The 23452-nt window shown below is 65.7% G+C and carries 15 protein-coding genes and 2 pseudogenes; 6 read left to right on the forward strand and 11 right to left on the reverse strand.

Translation table 11 applies throughout. From position 1 onward, the window contains the following. Positions 1–115: 115 nt before the first annotated feature. The 3 genes from ACWPKK_RS18090 to ACWPKK_RS18100 are packed head-to-tail and all read left to right on the forward strand — an operon-like array spanning position 116 to position 3094. Positions 116–1273 (forward strand): efflux RND transporter periplasmic adaptor subunit, encoded by a 1158-nt coding sequence (locus ACWPKK_RS18090; protein WP_452006916.1) that lies wholly within the window; start codon positions 116–118, stop codon positions 1271–1273. Next, complete coding sequence (locus ACWPKK_RS18095; protein ID WP_452006918.1) at positions 1270–2403, forward strand: ABC transporter permease; 1134 nt, start codon at positions 1270–1272, stop codon at positions 2401–2403. Before ACWPKK_RS18090 ends, ACWPKK_RS18095 begins: the two co-directional genes overlap by 4 nt. A gap of 4 nt (positions 2404–2407) precedes the next feature. After that, positions 2408–3094 (forward strand): ABC transporter ATP-binding protein, encoded by a 687-nt coding sequence (locus ACWPKK_RS18100; protein WP_452006920.1) that lies wholly within the window; start codon positions 2408–2410, stop codon positions 3092–3094. A 142-nt stretch (positions 3095–3236) separates the two neighbouring features. Here ACWPKK_RS18100 and ACWPKK_RS18105 read toward each other — a convergent pair whose 3' ends face one another. From ACWPKK_RS18105 to ACWPKK_RS18115, 3 genes are all read right to left on the reverse strand, one after another. Then, positions 3237–4265, reverse strand: coding sequence for a linear amide C-N hydrolase (locus ACWPKK_RS18105; protein ID WP_452006922.1), 1029 nt, complete (start codon positions 4263–4265; stop codon positions 3237–3239). A 363-nt stretch (positions 4266–4628) separates the two neighbouring features. Beyond that, entirely contained in the window at positions 4629–5039 is a 411-nt protein-coding gene (locus ACWPKK_RS18110) for a putative quinol monooxygenase (RefSeq protein ID WP_452008174.1), read from the reverse strand. Positions 5040–5120: 81 nt separating this feature from the next. Continuing rightward, a complete protein-coding gene (locus tag ACWPKK_RS18115) occupies positions 5121–5726 on the reverse strand; it encodes a LysE family translocator (protein WP_452006924.1) in 606 nt (201 codons plus the stop codon). Between the two features lie 130 nt (positions 5727–5856). On the opposite strand from ACWPKK_RS18115, the gene ACWPKK_RS18120 reads away from it, so the two are divergent. Then, the gene (locus ACWPKK_RS18120; RefSeq protein ID WP_452006926.1) at positions 5857–7209 is read left to right on the forward strand and encodes an aminotransferase-like domain-containing protein; all 1353 of its coding nucleotides are present in this window, start codon (positions 5857–5859) and stop codon (positions 7207–7209) included. Positions 7210–7232: 23 nt separating this feature from the next. On the opposite strand, the gene ACWPKK_RS18125 is transcribed toward ACWPKK_RS18120, so the two are convergent. The 8 genes and pseudogenes from ACWPKK_RS18125 to ACWPKK_RS18160 all read right to left on the reverse strand — a co-directional run. Further along, positions 7233–7910 carry a 4'-phosphopantetheinyl transferase family protein gene (locus tag ACWPKK_RS18125; protein WP_452006928.1) on the reverse strand — a complete coding sequence of 226 codons (678 nt, stop codon included), beginning with the start codon at positions 7908–7910 and terminating at the stop codon, positions 7233–7235. 15 nt (positions 7911–7925) lie between these two features. Further along, a complete protein-coding gene (locus ACWPKK_RS18130) occupies positions 7926–8657 on the reverse strand; it encodes a formyltransferase family protein (RefSeq protein ID WP_452006930.1) in 732 nt (243 codons plus the stop codon). 25 nt (positions 8658–8682) lie between these two features. Beyond that, the gene (dmpI, locus tag ACWPKK_RS18135; protein ID WP_149224374.1) at positions 8683–8925 is read right to left on the reverse strand and encodes a 4-oxalocrotonate tautomerase DmpI; all 243 of its coding nucleotides are present in this window, start codon (positions 8923–8925) and stop codon (positions 8683–8685) included. 150 nt (positions 8926–9075) lie between these two features. After that, entirely contained in the window at positions 9076–14907 is a 5832-nt protein-coding gene (locus ACWPKK_RS18140; protein ID WP_452006933.1) for an FkbM family methyltransferase, read from the reverse strand. Beyond that, positions 14907–15923 carry a TauD/TfdA family dioxygenase gene (locus ACWPKK_RS18145; RefSeq protein ID WP_452006935.1) on the reverse strand — a complete coding sequence of 339 codons (1017 nt, stop codon included), beginning with the start codon at positions 15921–15923 and terminating at the stop codon, positions 14907–14909. Before ACWPKK_RS18145 ends, ACWPKK_RS18140 begins: the two co-directional genes overlap by 1 nt. Before the next feature lie 58 nt (positions 15924–15981). Beyond that, positions 15982–16986: a TauD/TfdA family dioxygenase gene (locus ACWPKK_RS18150; RefSeq protein ID WP_324871214.1), complete on the reverse strand. Its 1005-nt coding sequence runs from the start codon at positions 16984–16986 to the stop codon at positions 15982–15984. Between the two features lie 79 nt (positions 16987–17065). Further along, complete coding sequence (locus ACWPKK_RS18155) at positions 17066–18607, reverse strand: amino acid adenylation domain-containing protein (RefSeq protein WP_452006938.1); 1542 nt, start codon at positions 18605–18607, stop codon at positions 17066–17068. A 490-nt stretch (positions 18608–19097) separates the two neighbouring features. Then, positions 19098–19362, reverse strand: a pseudogene (locus tag ACWPKK_RS18160) (transposase); the annotation flags it as partial. On the opposite strand from ACWPKK_RS18160, the pseudogene ACWPKK_RS18165 reads away from it, so the two are divergent. Both ACWPKK_RS18165 and ACWPKK_RS18170 read left to right on the forward strand, forming a co-directional pair. Then, positions 19361–19564 (forward strand): annotated as a pseudogene (locus ACWPKK_RS18165) (LuxR C-terminal-related transcriptional regulator); the annotation flags it as partial. The pseudogenes ACWPKK_RS18160 and ACWPKK_RS18165 sit on opposite strands and share 2 nt — an antisense overlap. Before the next feature lie 425 nt (positions 19565–19989). Then, positions 19990–23160 carry a class I SAM-dependent DNA methyltransferase gene (locus ACWPKK_RS18170; protein ID WP_452006940.1) on the forward strand — a complete coding sequence of 1057 codons (3171 nt, stop codon included), beginning with the start codon at positions 19990–19992 and terminating at the stop codon, positions 23158–23160. The last annotated feature ends 292 nt before the right edge of the window (positions 23161–23452 follow it).

Below are 23452 nucleotides of genomic sequence, written 5' to 3' on the forward strand. Positions count from 1 at the left end.
TTTCCGTCCACGACGTGCGGCGTTTCGTCCCGGCTGCGTCGGTGACTGTCTCACCGACATGGCCGGGGCCGGGGGGTACGATGCCGGCGGTGGGGGAATGGCCAAGGGGAATCCGATGATGCGTCGGTGGCGCTTGGGACTCGTGCTGATGCTGGTCGCCGGCGCCCTCGCCGCCGGAGGGTGGGCGGTCTGGCTCCGCCCGGTCGCCGTCACCGTCGCCGCGGTCGAGCATGACGTCGCTATCGAGGTCTACGGCATCGGTACGGTGGAGGCGCGCGTGCGCTCGGCGGTCGGGCTGGAGGTCGCCGGCACGGTGACCGGGCTGTTCGCCGACCACGAGGACCGCGTGCCGAAGGGCGCCGTCCTCGCCCGGCTCGACACCCGCCAGCAGGACGCCCGCGTCGCCGAAGCCGAGGCTGCGCTGCAACAGGCCCGCGCGGCGCGCGCCAAGGCGGACGCCGCCATCCTCAAGGCGAACTCGCTGCTCGACAAGCGCCGGCAGGCCGCCGGACGGCGGCAGGAACTGCTGTCCAAAGGCAGCGTGTCGGTCGAGGTGGCGCAGGACAGTGCCGCCGACCTGCGGGTCGCCGAAGCGGAGCTGGCGCTGGCGCGATCCGACCTCACGCTGGCCGATGCCGCGGTTGCCGACGCCGAAGCACGGCTGCGTTACGAATCCGCGCGGCTCGACAGCTACACCCTGACCGCGCCGTTCGAGGCGCTGGTGATCGCCCGCCACAAGGAGCTGGGCGCCGCCGTCAATCCCGGCGAACCGTTGTTCACCCTGATCGCTCCGGACAGCGTGTGGGCGCTGGTCCACATCGACGAGGCCTCGGCTGGCGGCCTGACGGAAGGGCAGGGGGCGGCGGTGCGGCTGCGCTCGCTGCCCGGCCGGACCTTCGCGGCGCGCGTGGTGCGCATCGACCTGGAGAGCGACCGCGTCACCGAGGAGCGGAAGGTCTACCTGAAATGCGAGGTCTGCCCGTCCCGCGTCCACCTCGCTGAACAGCTGGAGGCGACCATTGCCGTCGGTTCCCTGCCACGTGCCGTGCTGGTGCCGCAGGCGGCGGTCGACCGTTTCGACGGGCGCAGCGGCATGGTGTGGACCGTCGAGGACGGCCGGCTCGCCCACCGCGCGCTGAGCTTCGGCCGCCACACGCTGGACGGCCGGCTGGAAGTGACCGGCGGCCTGCCCGACGGCGCGCGAGCGGTCGTCGCCCCGGTGTCCGGCCTGCGCGAGGGCCGGCGCGCCGAGCCGCTGGAGACGGCGCCATGAACCTCGCGGTGCGCGATGTCCGCCACAATCTTGGCCGTTTCCTGCTGACCTGCCTGGGACTGAGCCTGCTGCTGGGTGTGGTGCTGTCGATGATCGGCATCTACCGCGGGCTGGTGGACGAGGCGCTGACGCTGGTACGCCAGCCTGGGGCCGACCTGTGGATCGTCGAATCCGGCACGCGCGGGCCCTTTGCGGAGGCCTCGCGCATCCCCGGCGATCACCGTGACGCGGTGGCGCGGCTGGCCGGGGTGGCCGCAGCCGGCTCTCTGACCTTCCAGTCGGTGGAAACGGCGCACCGCGGGCGGACGTTGCGCCTGTATGTCGTGGGCTACGAGCCGGGCCGACCCGGCGAGCCGGGGCGCCTCGCCGCCGGCCGGCCGATCACCCGCAGTCATTACGAGATGCTCGCCGACCGTCGCGCCGGACTGGAGATCGGGGAGCGCGTGCGGCTGGGGCGGGACGTCTACGAGGTGGTCGGGCTGACCGACGGCATCGTCGCGTCCGGTGGCGATCCGGTCGTCCACCTGACATTGCGGGACAGCCAGCGCCTGCAGTTCGAACTCGATCCGCCGGCCGCCCGCCGCGAACTGGCGCGCGGCGGCCTGCCGGCCGGGCTCGACACGGTGAACGCGGTGGCGGCGCGTATGCTGCCCGGCGTGTCCGAGGCCCGCGTGGCGGCGGAGGCGGCGCGTTGGAAGCACGTCGCGGCGCTCACGCAAGGCGAACAGGAGGGGCTGCTGCTGAAGTCGGTGGTCGAGAAAGCGCGCCGGCAGATCGGCCTGTTCACGGCGCTGCTGATGGCGGTGTCGGCGGTGGTGATCGCGCTGATCCTCTACACGCTGACCATGGACAAGGTGAAGGCCATCGCCACGCTGAAGCTGATCGGCGCACCCGACCGCACCATCGTCGCCCTGATCGTGCAGCAGGCGCTTGCCATGGGAGCGATCGGCTGGGGCGCCGGCACGCTGCTGATCCTGCTCGCCAAGGACCATTTCCCGCGCCGCCTGCTGCTGCTGCCGGACGATGCCTTGATGCTGGGCGCGGCGGTGCTGGTCATTTGCGTGGTGGCGAGCGGGCTTGGCGTCCGCCTAGCGCTCAAGGTCGATCCCGCGACCGCGCTCGGAGGCTGAGGCGATGGCGGCACCGCTCGTCGAGCTTCGGGGGATTGCCAAGACCTACGGCAGCGGCGAGGCCGCCGTGCACGCGCTGCAGGACACGGACCTGCGGGTCTATCCGGGGCAGGTGGTCGGGCTGCTCGGTCCGAGCGGTTCCGGCAAGACGACGCTCCTGAACCTGATCGGCTGCATCGTCGAGCCGACGCGCGGCCGCATGGATCTGGACGGTGAGACGGTCTATGACGGCCGCTGGCTGAAATCCGACCTGCGCCGGCTTCGCCTGGAGAAGATCGGCTTCATCTTCCAGTTCCACAATCTTCTGCCGTTCCTCACCGCCGAGGAGAATGTCGCCGTCGCCCTCGATCTGGCGGGTGTTTCCGGCCAGGAGGCGCGGCGGCGGGCACGGGCCCTGCTCGACTATCTGGAGGTCGGGCACCGCCGCGCGTCGCTGCCGTCCCGGCTGTCCGGCGGGGAGGCGCAGCGGGTGGCCATCGCCCGCGCGCTCGCCAACCGCCCGCGCATCATCCTGGCCGACGAACCGACGACGGCACTCGATTCCGGACGGGCCGGCATGGTGATGGACCTGCTCCGCCGGCTCGCCCTTGAACAGCAGGCCGCGGTCCTGGTGGTCACGCACGACGAGACGATCTTCAGCCGCTTCGACCATGCGGTGTCGCTGCGCGACGGGGAGGTAGACCTTCCGTAGCCGGTCGCCGCCTGCCAGCCCATTCGGTCCAACTCGGCGATCCGCTGAATACGGCGGTCGCGCTGTGCGGAATTCATGGCGTCCGCCCGCCGACCCTCGGCTTCGTCAGCTCAGACTTGGTGCGATACCTGGCGGAATCGCTTCAATCGGTGTTGGTGAGGCGCTGCGTGATGTCCCCGGCAAGGGCCCAGTCATACGCGTCGATAGCTCGTTCGCTTGCCTTCGACCCGAAATCGATCTTCGCGAGATCGACCCAGTAAAGATTGGGAGAGCTGGCGGAGTGAAAGAAATAAGTCTTGTTGGTCGAGTCGGCCAGCGTGAACCACAGTGTCGGCCACGCATCCTCGGCAACGCCGCCGGAGGTATCTTTGGCGCCCGGCGGGACTGCTACGGTGCGGGCAATGGATTGAGCGCCGGCGATGGCTTCCGGCACGCTCCTGGCCGGCGGCAAAGTTTTCAAGTACGAAGCAGCCCGGACGAACCGGCTTTCCGGATCGATATCGCCCGGCATCGGTTTCGTGCCGCCGAAAAGCTTGTAATTCCGGACGTTGTTGAGCTGAGTCTCCAACGGCGGCTCGTTGGTCATCACGGTAAACTCTTTGCCCTTATGAACGGCCATCCTGCCGTCGACGAACTCGACGATGGCTGAATCCCCTTCGGCATCCGATATTGCGAGATGAAGCGGCCACTGCTTGCCGTCGTGCGCAACAGGAACGATCTGAACGTCCTTCAATCCTTCGACCGCTTCCTTGACCGAAGCGAAGTTGTCGAGCACGTATTGGGCCCATAGCAGATTCGACAGTCCGGGCCGACCGTCACGCTGCTCGTATCTGGTGTCGCCAAGATAGAGCAGGTTGGCCACGAGCCCCTTTTCGTTCATTCCGTCGCTCGTCGCGCTTCCAAACGAAGTGACGGCCACGCTTCCCAGTTTCGACGCCCAGTTGAAGGACTTGCCGTCACCGGTCTTCGAAACCCTCTCCAATCCGCGCGGATAGACGACCATCTTCGCAGCATCCGAGCGGTAAAGATCCATGGTCCGAGCGACGACATTGGCCTGACCATTCGTATTCGACAGGATGCGGGAGCAGGCCGATGCGCCATCGGCTGCTGTTGTTGCAAAGAATGCAGTGACAAGCCCAACCGCCGTAACACGGGCCACTTTGTTTGCCATAACAAAGTCCTCATCCTGTGCATCCGGAACCGATATGGGGTTCCGTCAGCTTTCGCGCCAGCTTGATCGTTGCGGTGCTGCCGCAGCGGCGGTTCCCCTTCCTCTTGGAGGAGACGCATGCGCGGCCCGCACCGCCACCCGACGGCGACGACCGGACGTTCGGATCGTACGGCACAGGACTTTGGTGCACAAATCGGCGTGAGAGCGGAATTCACCAGCGGGTTGCGGTGATCAGGCGATCTTGCGGGAGACAGGCATGACACGGCCGGTCATGGAGACCCCATCCTCTCTGGAAACGGGGCCTCCAACAAACCCGGAGCGGTTCAACGCTTACCTGGGATTTGGGTATGACAAGACCACGATTCAGGCGTCGAAAAGCTCGAAGGTCTCGACGATCGGTGGCTTCGCCAGGAAATCCATGAGCAGCTTCAGGTCACCGGTCTGCTTGCGCCATGCAACGTAAGCCTGCTGCTGCGCCGCTGAGTCCCAGCCCTGGATCAGGATGAACTCGGTCGGATTTTGCGGATCCTGAAAGGAGTGGCTGTAGCGGCAGCCGGAGGCGACCCGCGTCACGGGAACCGTCTTCATGAGATGCGCCTTGAAGGCCGCGGGATCTTTGGCGCTCAGCCGCAGCACCACGGTCACGGGGTGCGATCCCGCGGGCGCGGCGGCGGCCGGTGGCTTTTCCGTCGCCTGGGCGTGTGCGGCAGACGACACGGCGACGAGGCCCAGAGTGGCAATGCCCGCGCCCATGAAGACGGCACGACGATTCATGGAGGTCACGATGGTTTCCTTTCTTCCTTGGTTTACGGTGATCGGCAATTGCGGCGGGGGAGGGGGCGGAAGGCCGGGCGCTTACCCCATCCCTTCGGTCAGAAGCGGATGAAGTGAAAGGACGAGCAGAACGGCCATCGCGACGTTGAAGACCCGGTTGGCCTGCGGGTCGCTCAGCCAGCGCCGCAGCACCACCCCGAACCCGGCCCACGATCCCACGCAGGGACCGTTGATCAGGCAGAACAGGACGGTGATCACCATAAGATCGCTCACGTCGCCGGTCGGCGGCATGTAGGTCGCTATGGCGCCCGTTGCCATCACCCAGCACTTCGGATTGACCCACTGGAACGCTGCGGCCTCAAGGAAGGTCAGCGGATTGGCGTTCGTGGCCTCGTCTTTCGTCGCACCCGAAACGGCGATCCTCCAGGCGAGCCAGAGCAGGTATGCCGCCCCGACCCAGCGCAGCACGGTGTGCAGCGCTGGAAAAGCCACGAACAGGCTGCCAAGGCCGGAGCCGACCGCGAACACCATGGCCCCGAAACCCAGGCTGACGCCGAGAATATGAGGAACCGTCCGCAGCAGCCCGTAATTGACGCCCGAGGCCAGGAGCATGGTGTTGTTCGGTCCCGGAGTTATCGAAGTGACGAAAGCGTATGCAGCAAAGGTGAGAATGAGTTCGAACGTCATCGAAGCGTCCTCAAGGAACGACTGCATTGCGGCGACCCTAAAACCATGACACTCTTGGGCATAACGTTATTGTGTCATATGACACTATTAGGGTGTTACGATGCGTCTTGCCTCGCCTTGGTCGGCGCGAATGGCCGATGTCCCCGGCCCGGTCCATGAACGGATGGCGGCGGCCTTGGCCGACGACATCGCCCAAGGCGTCGTGCCGGCCGGAGCGCGCCTGCCGTCGCATCGCGATCTTGCCTACCGCTTGCGAATCGGGCTGGTGACCGTGACCCGCGCCTATGCCTTGCTGGAGCGCCGCGGACTGGTGAAGAGCGAGCGCGGGCGGGGCATGTTTGTTGCCGGCGGCACCGGCGCGGCGGCGAACGTCGTCGACATGTCCGTCAACACGCCGCCGCAAATGCTCGCCGACCGGTTGCTCGCCGCCACCTTTCAGGCGCTCGCCCGCGAGATGGATGCGGCGACCTTCGGCAGCTATCACCCGCCCATGGGCAGCCTCGCGCATCGCCGCACCATGGCGCGCTGGCTTTCCGATCATCGGATGGAGGTTCCGCCCGACCGGCTGCTCATCACCAACGGTGCACAGCATGCCCTGGCCGTCGCCTTCGCCGTTGCACTCGGGACGGGTGGCCGGCTGTTCACCGAGGCGGTGACCTATCCAGGCGCGATCTCGCTCGCCCGGCATGCCGGGATCGCCATGACGCCGGTCGCTCTCGATGACGAGGGCCTGCGAGCCGATGCGCTCGACGCGGCCCTGGCTGCCACGGCCGGCGCCGCCGGCCGGCGCGCCGTCTACGTGACGCCGTCCTTGCACAACCCGACGGGCGCCAGCATGGCAGCCGCCCGGCGCGCCGACATCTTGCGGGTCTGCCGGGCGCACGACGTGCTCGTCGTCGAAGACGATATCTATTCGCTGTTCGCACCGCGCGACCTCCCGACACTCGCCGACCTCATGCCGGAGCGGACATTCTATGTGAACGGCCTTTCCAAGACGCTGAGCCCCGGACTGCGTCTCGGCCTGCTGGCCGTGCCGCCGGCATACCTCAACGCGGCCCGCGCCGGGCTCCAGGCCACCTGCTCCATGGCATCGCCGATTTCCTGCGCCATTCTGGAGCGCTGGGTCGTCGATGGCACCGCGGTCTCCATCGGCACGTCCATCCGCATGGAGGCGGCGTGGCGCATGGCGTTGGCCCGCGAGACTCTGCCCGAACTGCGCGTGCCGTGCGACCACGCCGGCTTCCACGCCTGGCTGCCCATGCCTCTCCTCGCCGCCGAGCGGACGGCCCGCCGCGCGGCGACGGCGGGCGTCATTCTGACGCCGCCCACCGCGGTGATGCCGGACCCGGACGTCGGCGACTCCGGCCTGCGCCTGTGCCTCGGCGGACCGTCGCGCGCCGACCTGTCCCGCGCGCTGACCACCCTTCGCAATCTGCTCGACAGCAGAGCGGACGAGGGGGAGGAGCGCTCCGTCGCCGTGTGAGGGCGGGTTGCCGGGCCGCATCGTCACAGCCGGCACTGCGTCACGCAATGGTCTTCCGACGTCTTCACCAGGACGCCGACCTCTCCGAACAAGCCGGCCTCCTCGGCCAGTTCCGGCCGCAGCCTGAAGCTCAGCGCCGTTGCGGATGCCTCGGTGCAGGTGACCTCGTTGAATTCGACGACGCGCCGCACGCGGCTGTGGATCGCCTTGTAGACGGCCTCCTTGGCGGAGAAGAGAACGGTGAACGCCATGCGGCGTTCGTGGAACGGCGCCAGCAGAGCGAATTCGCGCTCCGTCCCGATGTCCGGGGCCAACGCCGTTGCGTCGTCGCTGGAGACCACATGCTCGATGTCGATGCCCAAGCCCAGGTAACCGGGGCGCAGTCCGGCCATGCACACGACCATGCCCCGCGAATGAGAGATGCTGCCCACCACGTCCCCGGGCCAAAGCGGCGCTCCCCGCTTGCCGACCGGCAGCGGAGCGGGTGCGAGGCCGAGCAGCCCCAGAGCCCGTGCGGCGCAGGTCCGTCCGGCCAGGAACTCGATCTGGCGTTTCGGCACGGCCCTGCGCAGCGCCTCCGGCAATGCGATGTCGCCATGGGCGAAGACCGCCCCGTCCGGCACGCTGTAGGCTCCCGTCACGAAGGCCAGTGGTCCTCCGGGCGCGTCGATGTCGAGGCGCATCTCACAAAGCCGGATCATGCCGAGGATTCCGGCCTAGGCCTTTTCCGGCACGATCCGCCCGTCCTCGACCGCCGTCAGGAAGTCGATCAACGGCTGGTCGTTGTAGGCGTCCAGGACGTGGGCGTAGGAGCGCAGCTTCTGCAGCGTCATCAGCGAGCCGGGGCCGTCCGGTTGGGCCGTCGTCACATAGTTGCCGGCGATGATGTCATCCCATTTTTCAGCCAGAAGCTCGATGGCCGACAGAATCTTCTTGTAGTAGGTGGACCTTAGGGTCTCGCGCTTGATGTCGAAGCTCAGGCTCTTCTGACAGATGATCCGGCCGGTGTCGTAACTGCCGTCCATCTCGTGAATGGTCACCCCATGGGGCTCGCCGTTCAGCCAGCTGGAGAAGTTCGGATTCAAGCCGCGCCCGTAGGGGAGCAGGCTGGTGTGCAGATTGACGAAGCGAACCTTGCCGAAATGCGGGTCGGCGACCGGCAGGACGCGGAGATACCCGAAGCAAATGAGCAGATCGAACGGGTATTCGGCATAGAACTTATAAATGTCGAAGGTCCGAACGTCGCGATGGTAGACGATCTCCAGGTCGCGCTTCGGTACCTCGTTCTCGATGATATCGGAGAATTGGCTGAGCACTAGGATCTTCATTCGGACGCCGATCGTCTTGGGGTCTTGAAATCGCAGCATCATCGGGCTGTCGGGGAGCGCGGGGCCGGAGGGCATCCATTCCGATGGGCGATGCGTGCTCCGGCCCTTCAGCTTCGACAAGCCTCTTCCGGTTGGGGCCGCCGGATCAGCCTTCCGAGACCGTCCCGGCGCCCTCGTTCCGCGCGCGCTGCTCGGCCAGACGCTGCTTCAGTTCCTTGACGGTGACGCCCCCAACCGCGATGTCCTCGTCCGGCAGTTCGTGGATCGACACCAGGAAAAGCTCCTTCGGAATCCCGGTGATCTTCACGGAAATATCCGTCAGCTGCTGGATCAGCTCGGCCTTGACCTCCTTCGTCAGCGCTCCGGATTCAAAAACGATCACAGGCATGACTTGTCCTCCGACATGTGTGGTTGCGGCGACGGAATGAGAATCCCGGCCGATGCCGATAGTTAGCAAAGGTTGTAAAAATCATCCGCCGACACACCCGGACGCCATGTGACAGTTCGTCTCACGGCGGCCGGGATGCGGTCGGTCCGGCTATGCCACCGCCTTAGCGGACACCAGGTCCCGCAGCAAGCCGTGCAGGCCGGAAAGCTCATATACGGCGAGCGGGTTCTCCATGATCACGGCGTGCTCCCCTTCGATCTCCGCGAAGGTGAAGCGTCCGTCAGTCAGGTTGCTCCAGGCGATCATGTCCTGCCGCCCGCAGGAGACGTCGTAGCGCGGCCAGATCGAGGTCAGTTCGCACCGGCGCAGGGGCTTGGGGTCCGGCCGGTAGCTGGCCGCCAGCTTCGACATGCCGCGCAGCTTGACGAACACCTGGGCGAGCAGGTCGTCGTCGCTCAGGAACTGTTCCGGCATGCTCTTCATGCGGATCAACTCGTTCTTCAGCTCGCCGTCGGACAACAGGTGATAGTTGGGGGGCGGAGCGCCGATGGTCGGCGCGCCGGAGCCGATCACAACCAGCCCGACCGGCTGTACCGTCATCCGCCGAGCCACCTCGTAGGCCAGGATGGAGCCGAAGCAGCTGCCCACGAAGACCATCGGCGCCCCCGCCAGCGGCGCAAGGGACTTGACCATCGCGCCGACGAAGCGGTCGAAGGAGACGCCCGAAAAATCGGAGGCGTTGAAATCCGGATACCGGTACGCGTGGATGCTGACGCCATCCGGCACCCGATCGCACCACGGGTCCAGAACCGACGGGGCGACGCCGACCTGCGGGAAGCCGATCAGCCGCGCCTTCACGCCGCGGGGTTGCGGAGGCGTCAGTTCGACGAAGACCGCCTGGACGGCCTTGTCGAAGCCCCGGCAGAACGCGACCACGTCCCCGACGGTCTCCAGCTTGAGGAAGTCCGCCAGGGTGAAGGTCGTCGCGAACGCGTCCATGATCTGGCGCGCGACCCGCACCATCTGGAGCGAATGCAAACCGAGGTCCGCCAGAAGTTCGCCGTCCGTGGGCGCGTAGGGCAGGCCCTTGGCGATAATGCCGAGAACCGTTTCGCGGGTCCCATCGTCGGAGAACCGGCCCTGCTGCCCCGTCTCGGCCTGCATGAACCGCGCGACGGCCCGCTCGAAGCTGGCCTTGAGCTTCTGCGCGAGGCTCTCGTCCATGCGTTCCGCGTCATATTGGAAGCCGAGGTTGAGACGGTCGGCCGAGAGGTCCCAATCGACCGACAGGGGCATCATCGCATCGACGGCGAAGAAGCGACGTTCCGTCTCGTGCTTGTCACCCTTCTTCCGGTCCGGCTCGGCGAACTGGATGAAGTTGAAGACGGTGTTGATCTCGGCGCGGGCACCGAGCCACCCCGACAGGCGGTCGTGCGAAACGGCCTTGTGCGGGAACACGGCCCGGTCGAACTGGTCGAAGCTCCGCGCTTCCGTCAGCAGGTCGTTCCCCCGCGCCGTGGGAACCGGCAGCACGTTCAGGAAATTGCCGATCGCGTCCAGGGAGCCCTCGACCTCCGGGCGAAGCGAATACACCACGCCGATCTGGGACGGCTTGTCCCCGAACGCCTCGCGCAGGGCTTCGACGTGCAGGGCGAACAGGATGCCCTTGGTCGAAAGCCCGGCCCGCCGCGAGCAGGCGTGGAGGACTGGGAAGAACTCGTCGGAACCCAGGACATTGACCTGCTTCATCCGGGCCGGCTGCGAACGCCGACGCGGGCGCGCGAAGGGCTTCGGCGCGGCGACCTCGGCAAAGCGCGTCTCCCAGAAGGCACGCGTCTCGTGGCTGCCGTCGGCCTCGCTCTCGTTGTCGGTCACCGCCGCGAAGACCGTCAGATCGTCGGTGGTTTCGACGGCGATGCCGCAATAGCGCTCCACGAGTTCGCGGATGATCGCGTTCAGGCTGTACCCGTCGAGCGCGGCATGGTGCTCGGCCACCAGGATCTCGAAGACCTGCGGCGACCGCTCGATGACCCCGAAGCGCACGAGACCGCCCTTCAGGAGGTCGAACCGGCTCGCGCGCTCGCTGAACACGCGGTCGGTGATCAGCGCTTCCTGCTCGGCGTGCGAAAGTGCGGTCAGGTTCTCATAGCCATGGTCGCCGTTGACCGAGCGCGGCTCGAACACGAAGGAAACGCCGTCGTCCTCGAACTCCACCCGGGCGGTGAGCACGGGGTGAGCCGCGCGGATGGCGTGCAGGGCCCGCCGAAACTTATCCGCGTCGAAGGGAAGCAGAACCGGCGTGATGGTCGCGTTGTGGAAGACCTGGGCGTCGTCCCGCGTCATCGAGGCGAGCAGCTTCAGGCGTTGCATGCTGGTTGCGGGCCAGCGGCGGACGTCTTGCCGGCTCGCCGGGATCGGGGCGGTCCCGCCCGCATCGCCCGCAACCTTTGCCGGGGCATCGGTCCCGTGCGGCAACAGGCCGGCGACGGTGGGGTTGGCGTGCAGATCCTTCAGGCTGATCGAAATGCCCGCCGCGCGCGCCTTGGACTGCATCAGGATGGCGCGAATGGAATCGCCGCCGTTGTTGAAGAAGTCGTCATTGACGGTCAGGTCCGGCTTGCGCAGCACCTCCCGCCAGAGCGTCAGCAGCGTTTCCGCCTGCGCGGCGGTGTCCACCTTCGGCTCGGCGCGCGGAGCGGCGGGAGCCTGGTGCGGCAGCAAGCCGGCGACCGTCGGCTTGGCATGCAGATCCTTCAGGCTGATGGCGATGCCCGCCGCACGCGCCTTGGACTGCATCAGAATGGCGCGGATCGAGTCCCCGCCGTTGTTGAAGAAGTCGTCATTGACAGTCAGGTCCGGCTTGCGCAGCACCTCCCGCCAGATCGCCAGGAGCTGTTCCGCCTGCGCGGCGGTGTCCGCCTTCGGCTCGGCGCGCGGAACGGAGTACACCGGGGCGGGGGCAGCCGGAGCGGGAGCCTGGTGCGGCAGCAGGCCGGCGACCGTCGGCTTGGCATGCAGATCCTTCAGGCTGATCGAAATGCCCGCCGCGCGCGCCTTGGACTGCATCAGAATGGCGCGGATCGAGTCCCCGCCGTTGTTGAAGAAGTCGTCATTGACAGTCAGGTCCGGCTTGCGCAGCACCTCCCGCCAGATCGCCAGGAGCTGTTCCGCCTGCGCGGCGGTGTCCGCCTTCGGTTCGGCGCGCGGAGCGGGTACCACCGGAGCGGGAGCCTGGTGCGGCAGCAGGCCCGCGACGGTGGGGTTGGCGTGCAGATCCTTCAGGCTGATCGTAATGCCCGCCGCGCGCGCCTTGGACTGCATCAGGATGGCGCGAATGGAATCGCCGCCGTTGTTGAAGAAGTCGTCATTGACGGTCAGGTCCGGCTTGCGCAGCACCTCCCGCCAGAGCGTCAGCAGCGTTTCCGCCTGCGCGGCGGTGTCCACCTTCGGCTCGGCGCGCGGAGCGGTGGTCTCGGTTTCCGTTTCGACAAGTGTGGAAGTCATGGTGTCGCCCGTGTCTTGAGCATCGATCAGTTGAAGCAGGCGCCGCTTGTCCAGCTTTCCTTGCGGCGTTCTGGGAAGGTCCGGCAGGATCTTCATCGTCCGCGGAAGCATGTAAGCAGGCAGCGTGGTGCGCAGCGCCGAAAGGATGGTCGCCTCGGTGATATCACGGCGCGGAACGGTCGTTCCTTTCGGGAAGCGCACCGTGCGGACCTGGGTTCCGTCGCGCGCGTCCTCGCGGAACGCGATCAGGTTCCATCGGTCCGTTCCAACGAGGAACGGATCCTGCTGCGCCTTGACGACGAAGCCGGCCTGTTCCAGCAGCGCGGTGATTTCCGCCCGCCGCCCGCCGGTCATCCCGCCCGGGTCGTCGTGCAGTTCCATCGAGATGGCGTTGATCATCCCGAAATGGCGCGGCTCGATGCCGCGCAGGACGTCCAGTTCCGCGCGTTGCACGTCGATCTTCAGGACGTCGATGCGCACGATGCCCGCCTCGTCGATCACGTCCGAGAGACGGCGCAGGCGGCACGGGTGGTATTCCGCGTCGAATCGCCCCTCCAGAACCTCGTCGAGGTTGTCGACCAGAAGCGCCGCCGACTGGTCGCCGCTCTCGGCGGCTTTCGTCAGGTAGCTCTTGATGACGTTCCGCTCGCCCGATGCATCCGCATAGGCCTGCTGGCTCGACATCATCGAATAGCCGGGATAGTAGGTGAAGGTCTCTTCCCGCTCGGTGTCGGACAGTCCGTACGGAAAGATCGACACGTTGGCGGCATAGCGACCCATGTTCAGTTCCAGCCGCCGGCGGATGGGCGTCAGAGGCTCGAACGCATAGACCTTGGCTTTCGGGATGTATGTGGACACGAACAGGCTGAACAGGCCGATGTTCGCGCCGACGTCCACGACGACGGCGTCCTCCGGATAAACGATGTCCTCGTCGACGTAGATGCGATCCTCGAAGATCTCCTTGAACTGATAAGTGGTCTCGTTGACGTTGATGCTGGAAATCCGATGCCCTGTCGGGACCTCGACCACCAGCTCGTCCTTGGCCTCGGTGAAGGACGGAAGCCGGTCCGCCACCACGCCCGCCACGATCCGCGGGTCTCCCTCGACGCTCTTGTCGATCAGGACGGCGGCGTTCCGGACGCCGGGCAGGCGCTTGATGCAGGCCTCGATCTCCCCCAGCTCCAGCCTTTGCCCGGCGACCTTCACCTGATCGTCGCGGCGTCCGAGGAACTCGAAGCTGCCATCCGGCAGACGGCGGACGAAATCGCCGCTGTCGTAGCATCTGGCGCCGTTCGCGGCGGTCGAGAACTTCGCGTTTTCGTCCGCGGATGCCCCGATGTAGCCGATTGCCACGCCCGCGCCGCCGATCTGGAGTTCCCCGTCGGCGCCGGCCGGCAGCTCGAAGCCGTCGGGGTCGACGCACGCCACCGAAACGCCGGTCAGCGGATAGCCCAGCGTGGGGCGCGTGAAGTCCTTCACCCGCGCCACCAGCGTGTTCACGGTGGCTTCGGTCGGTCCATAGACGTTCCAGACGTCGCAGGACGTCCACTGCCGGACCTCGTCCCAAAGGGCCTGGTCCATGGCCTCGCCGCCGACCAGGATGGCCTTGGGCAACATCTCGGGCCGGCTGCCGAATCCCGCCGCGATCATGGCCTTCAGGATCGTCGGCGTGACGTCCAGCGCCCACAGCCGGCGATCCGCCACGAAGTCGATCAGGGCTTCCGGATCGGCGCGGACATCGGCCGGGACGGGAACCAGGGTGCGCCCGAGCGCGACCTGGAAGAACTGCTTCATCGACGCGTCGAACGCCAGCGGCGCGTTGACGGACAGCCGCAACCGCCCTTCGGCCGGCGTGAAGATGCGCTCCTTCAGCGCCCTGAGGAGATTGACGACCGAATGCTGGGCGACGACCACGCCCTTGGGCTCCCCGGTCGAGCCGGAGGTGAAGAGGATATAGGCCTCATCCTCGCCCGAACCCGGATGCGGCTTGTCCGACGACGGCGGATGGCCCAGCACCGGCAGGACCGGAACGTCCAGGACGGCCTCGGCGCGGGCCAGCTCGGACGGCTCGCAAACCGCCCCGGCCGCCTTGGCGACCGTCCGGATGTGCCGGATGCGGTCATCGGGAAAATCCTTCAGGATCGGCACGCAGGTCATGCCCGCGCGAAGAACGCCGAACATCGCCGCGGCCGCGTCGAACGACCGGTCCGCGAAGATCAGGATCCGGTCCTTCGGCTGGAAGCGCCGGCCCAGTTCCGCAGCGAGGCGGGCGGCGGCATCCGCCAGTTCGGCGAAGCTGTAGGAACGGTCCGCGGCGACGAAGGCCTCCGCCTCGGGCATTTCGGCCACCGTTTGCGCGAACAGGTCCATGATCGACGTCGCATCGGGACGGATCACCGGATGGACCGGCCGCTTGGGGCTCCCCGGCTCGTTCTTGATCGCGGCGGAGGCCGGCTCGGTCTGTTCAAGCGTATCCATCACACTCTCCTGGAGATCAGGTTGGTCATAGAGACCAGCGTCGTCCGGCGCCCCGTGAAGGGCGCGCGGCCATGCAGGCAGCGGACGTTGTTGAGGATCATCACGTCCCGGTGTCCCCAGGGGAACGTGCGCAGGCAGTCTTCGTAGATGCCGCGGATCTCCAGGATCATCTCGTCGGGGATGGGGGAGCCGTCGCCGAACTGGACGTTGCGCGGCAGGTCTTCGCCGTATGCGTCCACCAGTGCGGCGAGCAGCGCCGGGTTCAGCGCGGCCCTGTGGAAGATGTGGGCGTGGTTGCAGAACAGCTTCCTGTCCGTGCCCGGCTCCAGCGCGAAAGCCTTCTGCCGCTGCCGCGTCCTCAGGTGATCATCTCCGAGCCACTCGAAGGAAATGTCGTTGGCGCGGCAATACGCTTCGACGTCGGCGCGGTCGTCGGTCTGGAAGGCGGAGCGCCAGTCCATGTCGATCTCGCTGCGGAAGTTCCGCGTGTAGAGGACGTCGCGCTCCGAAAAGGCCTTCAGGATCGCCGGAGAGATGCGCGCGGTCGCCAGATATTCGTCGGCGACGGGCGTCTCCCCACCGGTCTCGGCAAGCGTATCGGCGTAGAAGAAGATTCTTTCGGGAATCCGCTGCGCGAACGACATCTCGTGGTGCAGCTCGATCCAGTTCGAGGACGAGAATTCGGTCGAGGTGAAGACGCCGCTCACCACCTCCGTCCGTGCCGCGGCACGCTCCAGGTAGGGCAGCGGCTCGCGACCGAAGCCGGTGAGGACATCGCGGAACTGCGCGGGGGTTTCCACCGCGAAGCCGCGGAACAGGACGCCGCCATGCGTGGCGATCATCTCGTCCAGTTCGGGCTTGTGCCTGCGGATGTAATCGGACAGCGGCCGCGACCGCGTGCCGTCCTCGACGACGGCGATGAACTTTTCGGTCTCGTCGACGAAAGCCGACGGAACGGGGCGATCGGCGGCAACTGTGCGTGGGTTCAATTCGGGCGCCGTGAACTTCGCGGACATGGGAATCGTCTCCGACATGGGAATCGTCTCCATTGAGCGGTAATCGGGCGGGATGCCGTCAGCGGCGGAGGGTCAGCGGCGACCGGATGGACTGATAGGGTCGTGCCATCAAAGTGTAGATGCGCCGCTGGCCCGAGAAGGGATCGCGCCCATGCTGGCAGATCATGTTGTCGAGGATCAGGACGTCGCCCTTCACCCAATCGAAGCTGCGCTTTTCGGCGGCGACCGCCTGCCGCATCGCGGCGAGGTCTTCCGGCGAAAACGGCTCGCCATTGCCGAAGAAGGTGTTGGTCGGGACGTTTTCATAGCCGACCGCCTCGATCAGGGCTTCGGTGATATGCGGTTCGAGGCTGGTGACGTGGAAGAACAGGGCGTGGTTGAACCAGAGCTTTTCTCCGGTGACCGGGTGGTGCTGGAAGGCCGAGCGGTACTGCCTCGTCTTCAGCCGGCCTTCCGCGTCCCAATGAAAGTCGATGTCGCGCTCCTTGCAGAAGGCCTCGACTTGGGCGGGTTCCTCGGTCTGGAAGGCGGTCTGCCAGCTCACGCCGAGGCCGGGCGTGTAGGTGCGCTGGTACAGGATGCCATGGGCCTCGAACCGTTCGACCAGCGACTTCGGAAGTCGGCTCAGGATGCGCCTGTTGTCGGCGATCGGCGTGTTGCCGCCGGTGCCAGGCTTCGTGTGGCAGAAGAAGCAGATGAAGCATGGCCAGTTCAGAGTGTAGGACTGTTCGGCATGCAGTTCGATGTTCTGGTCCGGCGGATGATCCGTCGACGTGTAGACCCGGTCGCTGACCGCGTGGCGGGGCGAGGAACGCTCCGAGTAGTTCAGGATCTCGGTGGAGATCTGGGAAATGATGTCGAAGAACTGCTCGGGTTCGCGAACATCGAAGCCGCGCAGCAGCACCGCGCCGTGTTCCGTGACCAGCTTTTCAATCCGGTCCTTGTGATTGCGCACATACGCGACCGCATCCGGGGCGCCGGGCGCCGGATTGATCACGACCGGAAAGGACGGCTCGATGGCCGGCCTGTCCGATTGAAGCGCAAGGCTGGTCGTCTGGCTCATGGAGGAATGCGCCTTATTCAGTTGAACAGGGTTTCTTCATGGGATGCGCGATGAGGCGTGGCTGCCGACGGCGCCGGCTTCAGGCCGCATCGAGTATCGGGGCGGGCAGGTGTCGGCTTTCGAGCTTTCCGCTGGTCGACAGCGGGAAGGCATCCAGAAAGACGAAATGCCGGGGACGCATGTAGATCGGCAGCCGGCGCGCGACGGCGTCCTGGATCGCATCGCGCACGCCGGCCTGATCGCAGCAGTCGGGCTGCGTGACGACATAGGCGACGATGGTTTCCCGCCCTTGATCGCTGCCCCGGACGAGATCGCGGAGCTGCGTGCTGGCCTGAGCCACCCCCGGCACCGACACGATGACCTGCGTGATCTCCTCAAGCTCGATTCGATGTCCGCGAAGCTTGATCTGCGAGTCCAGGCGTCCGATGAAGTGGAGCAACCCATCCCGCCCCAGGCGGACGCGGTCTCCGGTGCGATACATGATGGCACCCCGGCGCGGCTCGCCCGGGCAGGGCAGGAAGCGTTCGGCGGTGAGATCTGGGCGATTGATGTAGCCTTTGGCCAGCCCTGCCCCTGACAGGCACAGCTCGCCGGCTTCACCGGGGGGAACAGGCGAAAGGTTAGCGTCGACGATGAGGAATTCGTGTCCCGGAATCGGCGTGCCGATTGGGATCTCGTCGCCGACGTCATGGTCGATCAGATGTTCCGTCGAAAAGACGGTGTCCTCCGTCGGTCCATAGAGATTGTAGACCCGCGCAATTCCGGCGCGGTGAAGCTGCCGCACCAGGGGAGCGTGGACAGGTTCGCCGGCGAGCAGGCAGGCGCGCACCGCCCGCAGCGGCAGCGGAAAAGCCAGGAGCGCCGTGAGGGCCGATGGCACCGCATTGATCAGGGTGATTGCGGAGGATTGCGGCAGATCCGCCAGACTCAGGATCGAGTTGACAAGGAACAGGCTGCCTCCGCACGCCAGCGGCGCGAAGATCTCGAAGATGGACACGTCGAACGAAAAGGAGGTCGCGCCCAGCGCGCAGTGGAGATCTTCCTGCGAAAAACGGTCCAGGGCCCAATCGAGAAGCCGGGCCCCGCTGCCGTGGGTTGCCATCACGCCCTTGGGCCGGCCTGTCGTGCCGGACGTGAACATCACATAGGCGAGGTCATCGGCCGCCACGGCTGTCGGATCGCATGGCCTGCGCGGCCCTGCCAGATCGTTCAAGGGCAGGATGCGGCAGCTTGGCGCTTGGCCCGCATACCGATCGGGCTCATCGGTGACCAACCAGCGGCCACTGGAAATCCCGACCATGTAGGCCACGCGGTCCTGCGGGAATTGTTTGTCGATGGGGAGATAGACGGCACCGAGCGCCATCACCGCGTAGACGGCTGCGATCGCGTCGAATGTCCGACAGGCGGCAAGAGCAACGATATCGCCCTTCCGCACGCCGGCCTCGTCCAGGGCGCCGCTGATCTCCTCGATGCGCGCCAGCAGTTTTCCATAGCTCCACTGGCGATCCGTCGAGCGTAGGGCAATGCGGTTCTGCATGCCGCGCTCGTTGCAGCGTTCGAAGAAGCGGCCGTGCAGCGATTCTGCATAAGCCGTTCCATATGCGTCGGTGGTGCGAAGCATTCAGGCACTCCAACAACCCACATATATTTGTATTGTCCGGTGTATTCGGCTCAGCGTTTCTCTGATTACCGCCGCCGAATGCCCTTTTTCATCTCGCTTCGCTTCTCGGGCAGCGAGGATGCCGCTGCCTCCCACCGGCGAAGCACGTCATGCAGGCGGCGCGATCCAGACGGAGTTCGGTCCAGAGCAGAGGGTTTCACTGCGTTCTCCCTTTGCCGGATCGGAGCCTTGCGGTCTCGTCCGGGCGTTTTTGCTAATATATATCTACCTTGGGTTAGAACACACTTGCATGTATTCAATCTCAGGTATGTGCCGTACCTGTATCATGCAGTTTTGGTAATGCAAGGCTGATATGTTCTGTCAAAGCGGAGCGTTTTGACGCACCAAAGCCCATGCGTGGGCGCAAGAATGCCTCGGGGTGGCTTGATCGTGCCCCATGGGTGGTGTCTGAGAGGGCCTGTGTGCTCTTCGGCGAGCTGAATCTGCCGGTCTAATCGGCTGCAATGGGCAGCGGGTCAGTGACTGGAGGGTTGGCACAGCTCGGTCAGGCTTTCCATGGTCATGTAGCGCCGGCACACCGCCTACTCGTCGTGCTGTTCCAGCAGCGGGGCGCCAACCAGCCGTACAATCGCGCCTTCTCCAGGAAAGATACCAACGACGTTGGTGCGCCGCTTGATCTCGCCATTCAGGCGCTGCAGCGGGTTTGCGCTGTGTAGCTTGGTACGCAGGTCCTTGGGGTAGGCCATGTAGGCCACCCTCACCGACCGCGAGCGCGAGGTATTGGCTTGCGCCATCGGTGGTCTGATGAGCAAGCCGATCGCCGGGGAACTCGGTCTCTCGGAGATAACGGCAAAGGTGCACAAGCGCCACGTGATGGAGAAGATGGGCGCCCGGTCATTGCCCGATCTCGTCCTCATGGCCGCGCAACTCGGGATCCCCGCCCGGCGGCGACGGTGAATGGCCCGGGCCGGCGGCCTGGAAAGCAAGATAAGTGGGAAGCGGATTCTATGCGGCAAAACGCCGCAGCATTGACGGCTCGGGGCGCTTCCCCGTTGCTCGCGTCATTGCCTCCTGCCGGTTCCCCGAAACCTGCCCTTCGTCGAATTCCATGGCAGGGAAGGGATGATCGGCCCAAGGCTGGGGGCGGCATCCTTATCATGGACCCAATATATACGATCAAAGGATCGGAAGAGACATCGTTTGAATTCTAAGAATGATCTTGTCGATAAGAACAATGATGCCAAAAGCATTCAAAAGCATGTTTTCCAGAAAGAATGCATATGTTTGGATGTTTTCGGAGCTTAATCTTACATTAATATTTATGGCGCGTATCTGATGTAGATAAACATACCAAAGAACGTGCCAAGATGCTTGAAAACGCCATGCGGCCTCGCATGATGGTGGAGGATTTCGTCCGAAAATGGGGACGGTCCTCACTGGGCGAGAGCCAGGGTTCGCACGAGCATTTCATCGATCTCTGTCATGTCCTGGCAGAGATGCCTCCTGCCGAAGCCGACCCGTCGGCGACCGATTACTGCTTCGAGAAAGCGGTCGCGAAGACGGACCGGCGTCCGGGACGGGCCGACGTCTGGAAGCGTGGCTGCTTCGCGTGGGAGTACAAGGGACCCGGCCGCAATCTGGACGAGGCCTATGCCCAGCTGCAGCGCTATGCGCCGGCCCTGGCCAACCCGCCGCTGCTGATCGTCAGCGACATGGCGCGGATCCGGGTCTACACGAACTGGACCAACGCGGTCACGGTGACGCACGAGATCGGCTTGCGGGATTTGCTCGATCCCGACCGGCGGGACATCCTGAAATGGGCCTTCTCCGATCCGGAGCGGCTGCGCCCCGGCCAGACGCGGGCCATGCTGACGGAGGACGTGGCCGCCCGTTTCGCGACGCTGGCCGCCCGGATGGTGGCACGCGGGCACGACCGCTGGACCGTCGCCCATTTCCTGATGCGGCTGGTCTTCTGCATGTTCGCCGAGGATATCGGCCTGCTCGGGAAGGGCCTGTTCACCCGGTTGCTTGACGAGGCCGCGCACGACCCGGCCGACTTCGCAGCCCTGGCGGAGCAGCTGTTCCGGTCCATGAAGAACGGCGGGCGCCTGGGGTTCGAGAAGGTCGAATGGTTCAATGGCGGCCTGTTCGAAGACGCCGGTGCCCTGCCGCTGGACGGGGACGACCTCGCCATCGTGCGCGAGGCGGCGCGGCTGGACTGGTCGGAGATCGACCCGACGATCATGGGCACGCTGTTCGAGCGCGGCCTGAGCCCGGAGCGCCGCCGGGCGCTGGCGCGCGAGGTGGTGCGGCGCGACCGCGACGGCCGCTCCAAAGGGGCGGTGGGGGTCTACTACACGCCCGAACCGACCATCATGAAGCTGGTGGAGCCGATCATCACCCGGCCGTTGCGCCGCGAATGGGCGGCGGCACGGGAGCGGATCACGGCACTGCTCGCCGAGGCCAGGGGTGCGGCGCCCCGGCGGCGCGACCGGGCGTGCCGCGACGCGCGGGCACTCTATGATCGCTTCCTTAAGCGGCTGCGCCGGTTCCGCGTGCTGGATCCGGCCTGCGGCTCCGGCAATTTCCTGTATCTGGCCCTGCGCGAGTTGAAGGATCTGGAGCACGAGGTGGTGATCGACGGGGAGACCTTCGGCTTCCCCCGCCAGCTCGAACTCGATCTGAAGGGCAACAAGCGCCCGAAGACCATTGGGCCGGAAGCGGTGCTGGGCATCGACGTGAACCCGCTGGGCGTCGAGCTGGCCCGCATCTCCGTCTGGATCGGCGCGATCCAGTGGATGCGCCGCCATGGCTACGACGTGCCGCGCAACCCCATCCTGCAATCGCTGAAGACCATCGAGCAGAAGGACGCGCTGGTCGACCTGATCGGCGGCGAGACCCGCTGGCCCGATCCGCTGGCCTTCGCCGCGGCCGGGAACGACGGCGGCGATGAGGATGACGGGGAGCCGTACCGGATGGTCATCGTCGGCAACCCGCCCTTCCTCGGCGACAAGACGATGCTGGGCGAATTGGGGGAGGAGTATGTCACGCGCCTGCGCCGCCTGTTCGAAGGGCGTGTGCCGGGCGCGGCCGACCTCGTCTGCTACTGGTTCGAGAAGGCGCGCGCCCTGCTGGAAGAGGGTAAGGTCGAGCGCGTCGGGCTGGTCGCCACCAACTCCATCCGCGGCGGCGCCAACCGCAGCGTCCTCGACCGCATCCGCGCCGACGGCACCATCCTGGAAGCATGGTCCGACGAGCCCTGGACGGTGGACGGCGTCGCCGTCCGCGTGTCGCTGGTGTGCTTCGGCCCCAAGGGCCTGGACGAAACACCCCGGCTGGACGGCCGCGAGGTGCCGGAGATCTTCGCCGACCTGACCGCGGGCGGCGTGGATTTGACGACGGCGAAGCCGCTGGCGGAGAATGTCGGGGTGTGTTTCGAAGGCATCAAGAAATACGGATCGTTTGACGTTCCCGGTTCAACGGCCCGCGCGTGGTTGTCCAGCCCGACCAACCCGAATGGACGACCGAACGCCGATGTTCTGCGCCCCTGGCTGAACGCCCTGGATGTCGTCCGCCGATCTTCGGACACATGGGTGATCGACTTCACAGGAATGGATGAACAGGAAGCGGCCTTCTATGAGGCACCTTTCGAGCATGTGCTGCGCGAAGTCCGTCCAGAACGGAGCAAAGACCGCAACGAAAGAACCCGACGCGTATGGTGGCAGCACGAGCGCGCCCGTCCCGAACTACGGACCAACCTTTCCAGGCTTGCACGCTGCATGGTGACGCCGGTCGTCGCCAAGCATAGGGTTTTCGTATGGCAGCCCACCAGCATATTGCCGGCCAATCTGCTGGACGTGATCACCCGCGACGATGACACGACCTTTGGAATCCTGCACAGCCGCTTCCACGAACTCTGGGCATTGCGGTTGTGCACATGGCTCGGCGCTGGCAATGATCCCCGCTACACACCATCCACCACGTTTGAAACCTTTCCCTTCCCGGAGGGCCTGACGCCTGACCTCCCCGCCTCATCCTACGCCGGCGACCCCCGCGCGCAGGCCATCGCCGAGGCGGCACAGCGGTTGAACGAACTGCGGGAAAACTGGCTGAACCCAGCGGACCTTGTAGAACCAGAGCCGGAGGTGGTGGCGGGCTTTCCCGACCGCCTGCTGCCGCGCGACGAGGCCGCCGCTGCGATCCTGAAGACCCGCACCCTGACCAATCTCTACAACCAGCGCCCGGCCTTTCTGGCGAACGCCCATGCGGCTCTCGACGCCGCCGTGGCCGCCGCTTACGGCTGGCCGGCCGATATTTCCGACGAGGAGGTTCTGCGCCGCCTCCTGGCTCTGAACCATGCGAGACCGGCGGCCGATGCGGTGAAACGCCGGAAGAAGGCGGCGAAGCCGATCGACAGAGATCAAGGTCATCTTCTGCTTCCGCTTCCGGGCGGAAAGCCGGCGCAATCCGACTCTGCGGAAACGCCCGTGACGGAGCCGCAACGCGTTGCGGAGCCTTCGCGTATAACGCCGCACCGGAAAAAGGCCGGATGACTGGGGATCAGAACTTGCACAAACAAGAAGGGGCGAGCCGTAGCCCGCCCCGCATCTTGTGTCCGCCGAGGCGGACTTGTTAACGGCTGGACCACGGTTTCCCATCGGCTAAAACAGGCAACGTTTCCAACCAGCAGTAAGTTAGCGTATCCTAATCGTCTTGCAACAAGATTCTCAAACCTTCGCTAGCGCTTACCGCTGGCAAGGATGATCCAACCACAACTCTTTCAGGGAAAGGGCCGTGTACGCAATGATTTAGACGTTACTGGTAGCACAAACAAGAGGCAAGTTT

The sequence above is a fragment of the Azospirillum largimobile genome, from assembly GCF_977007025.2.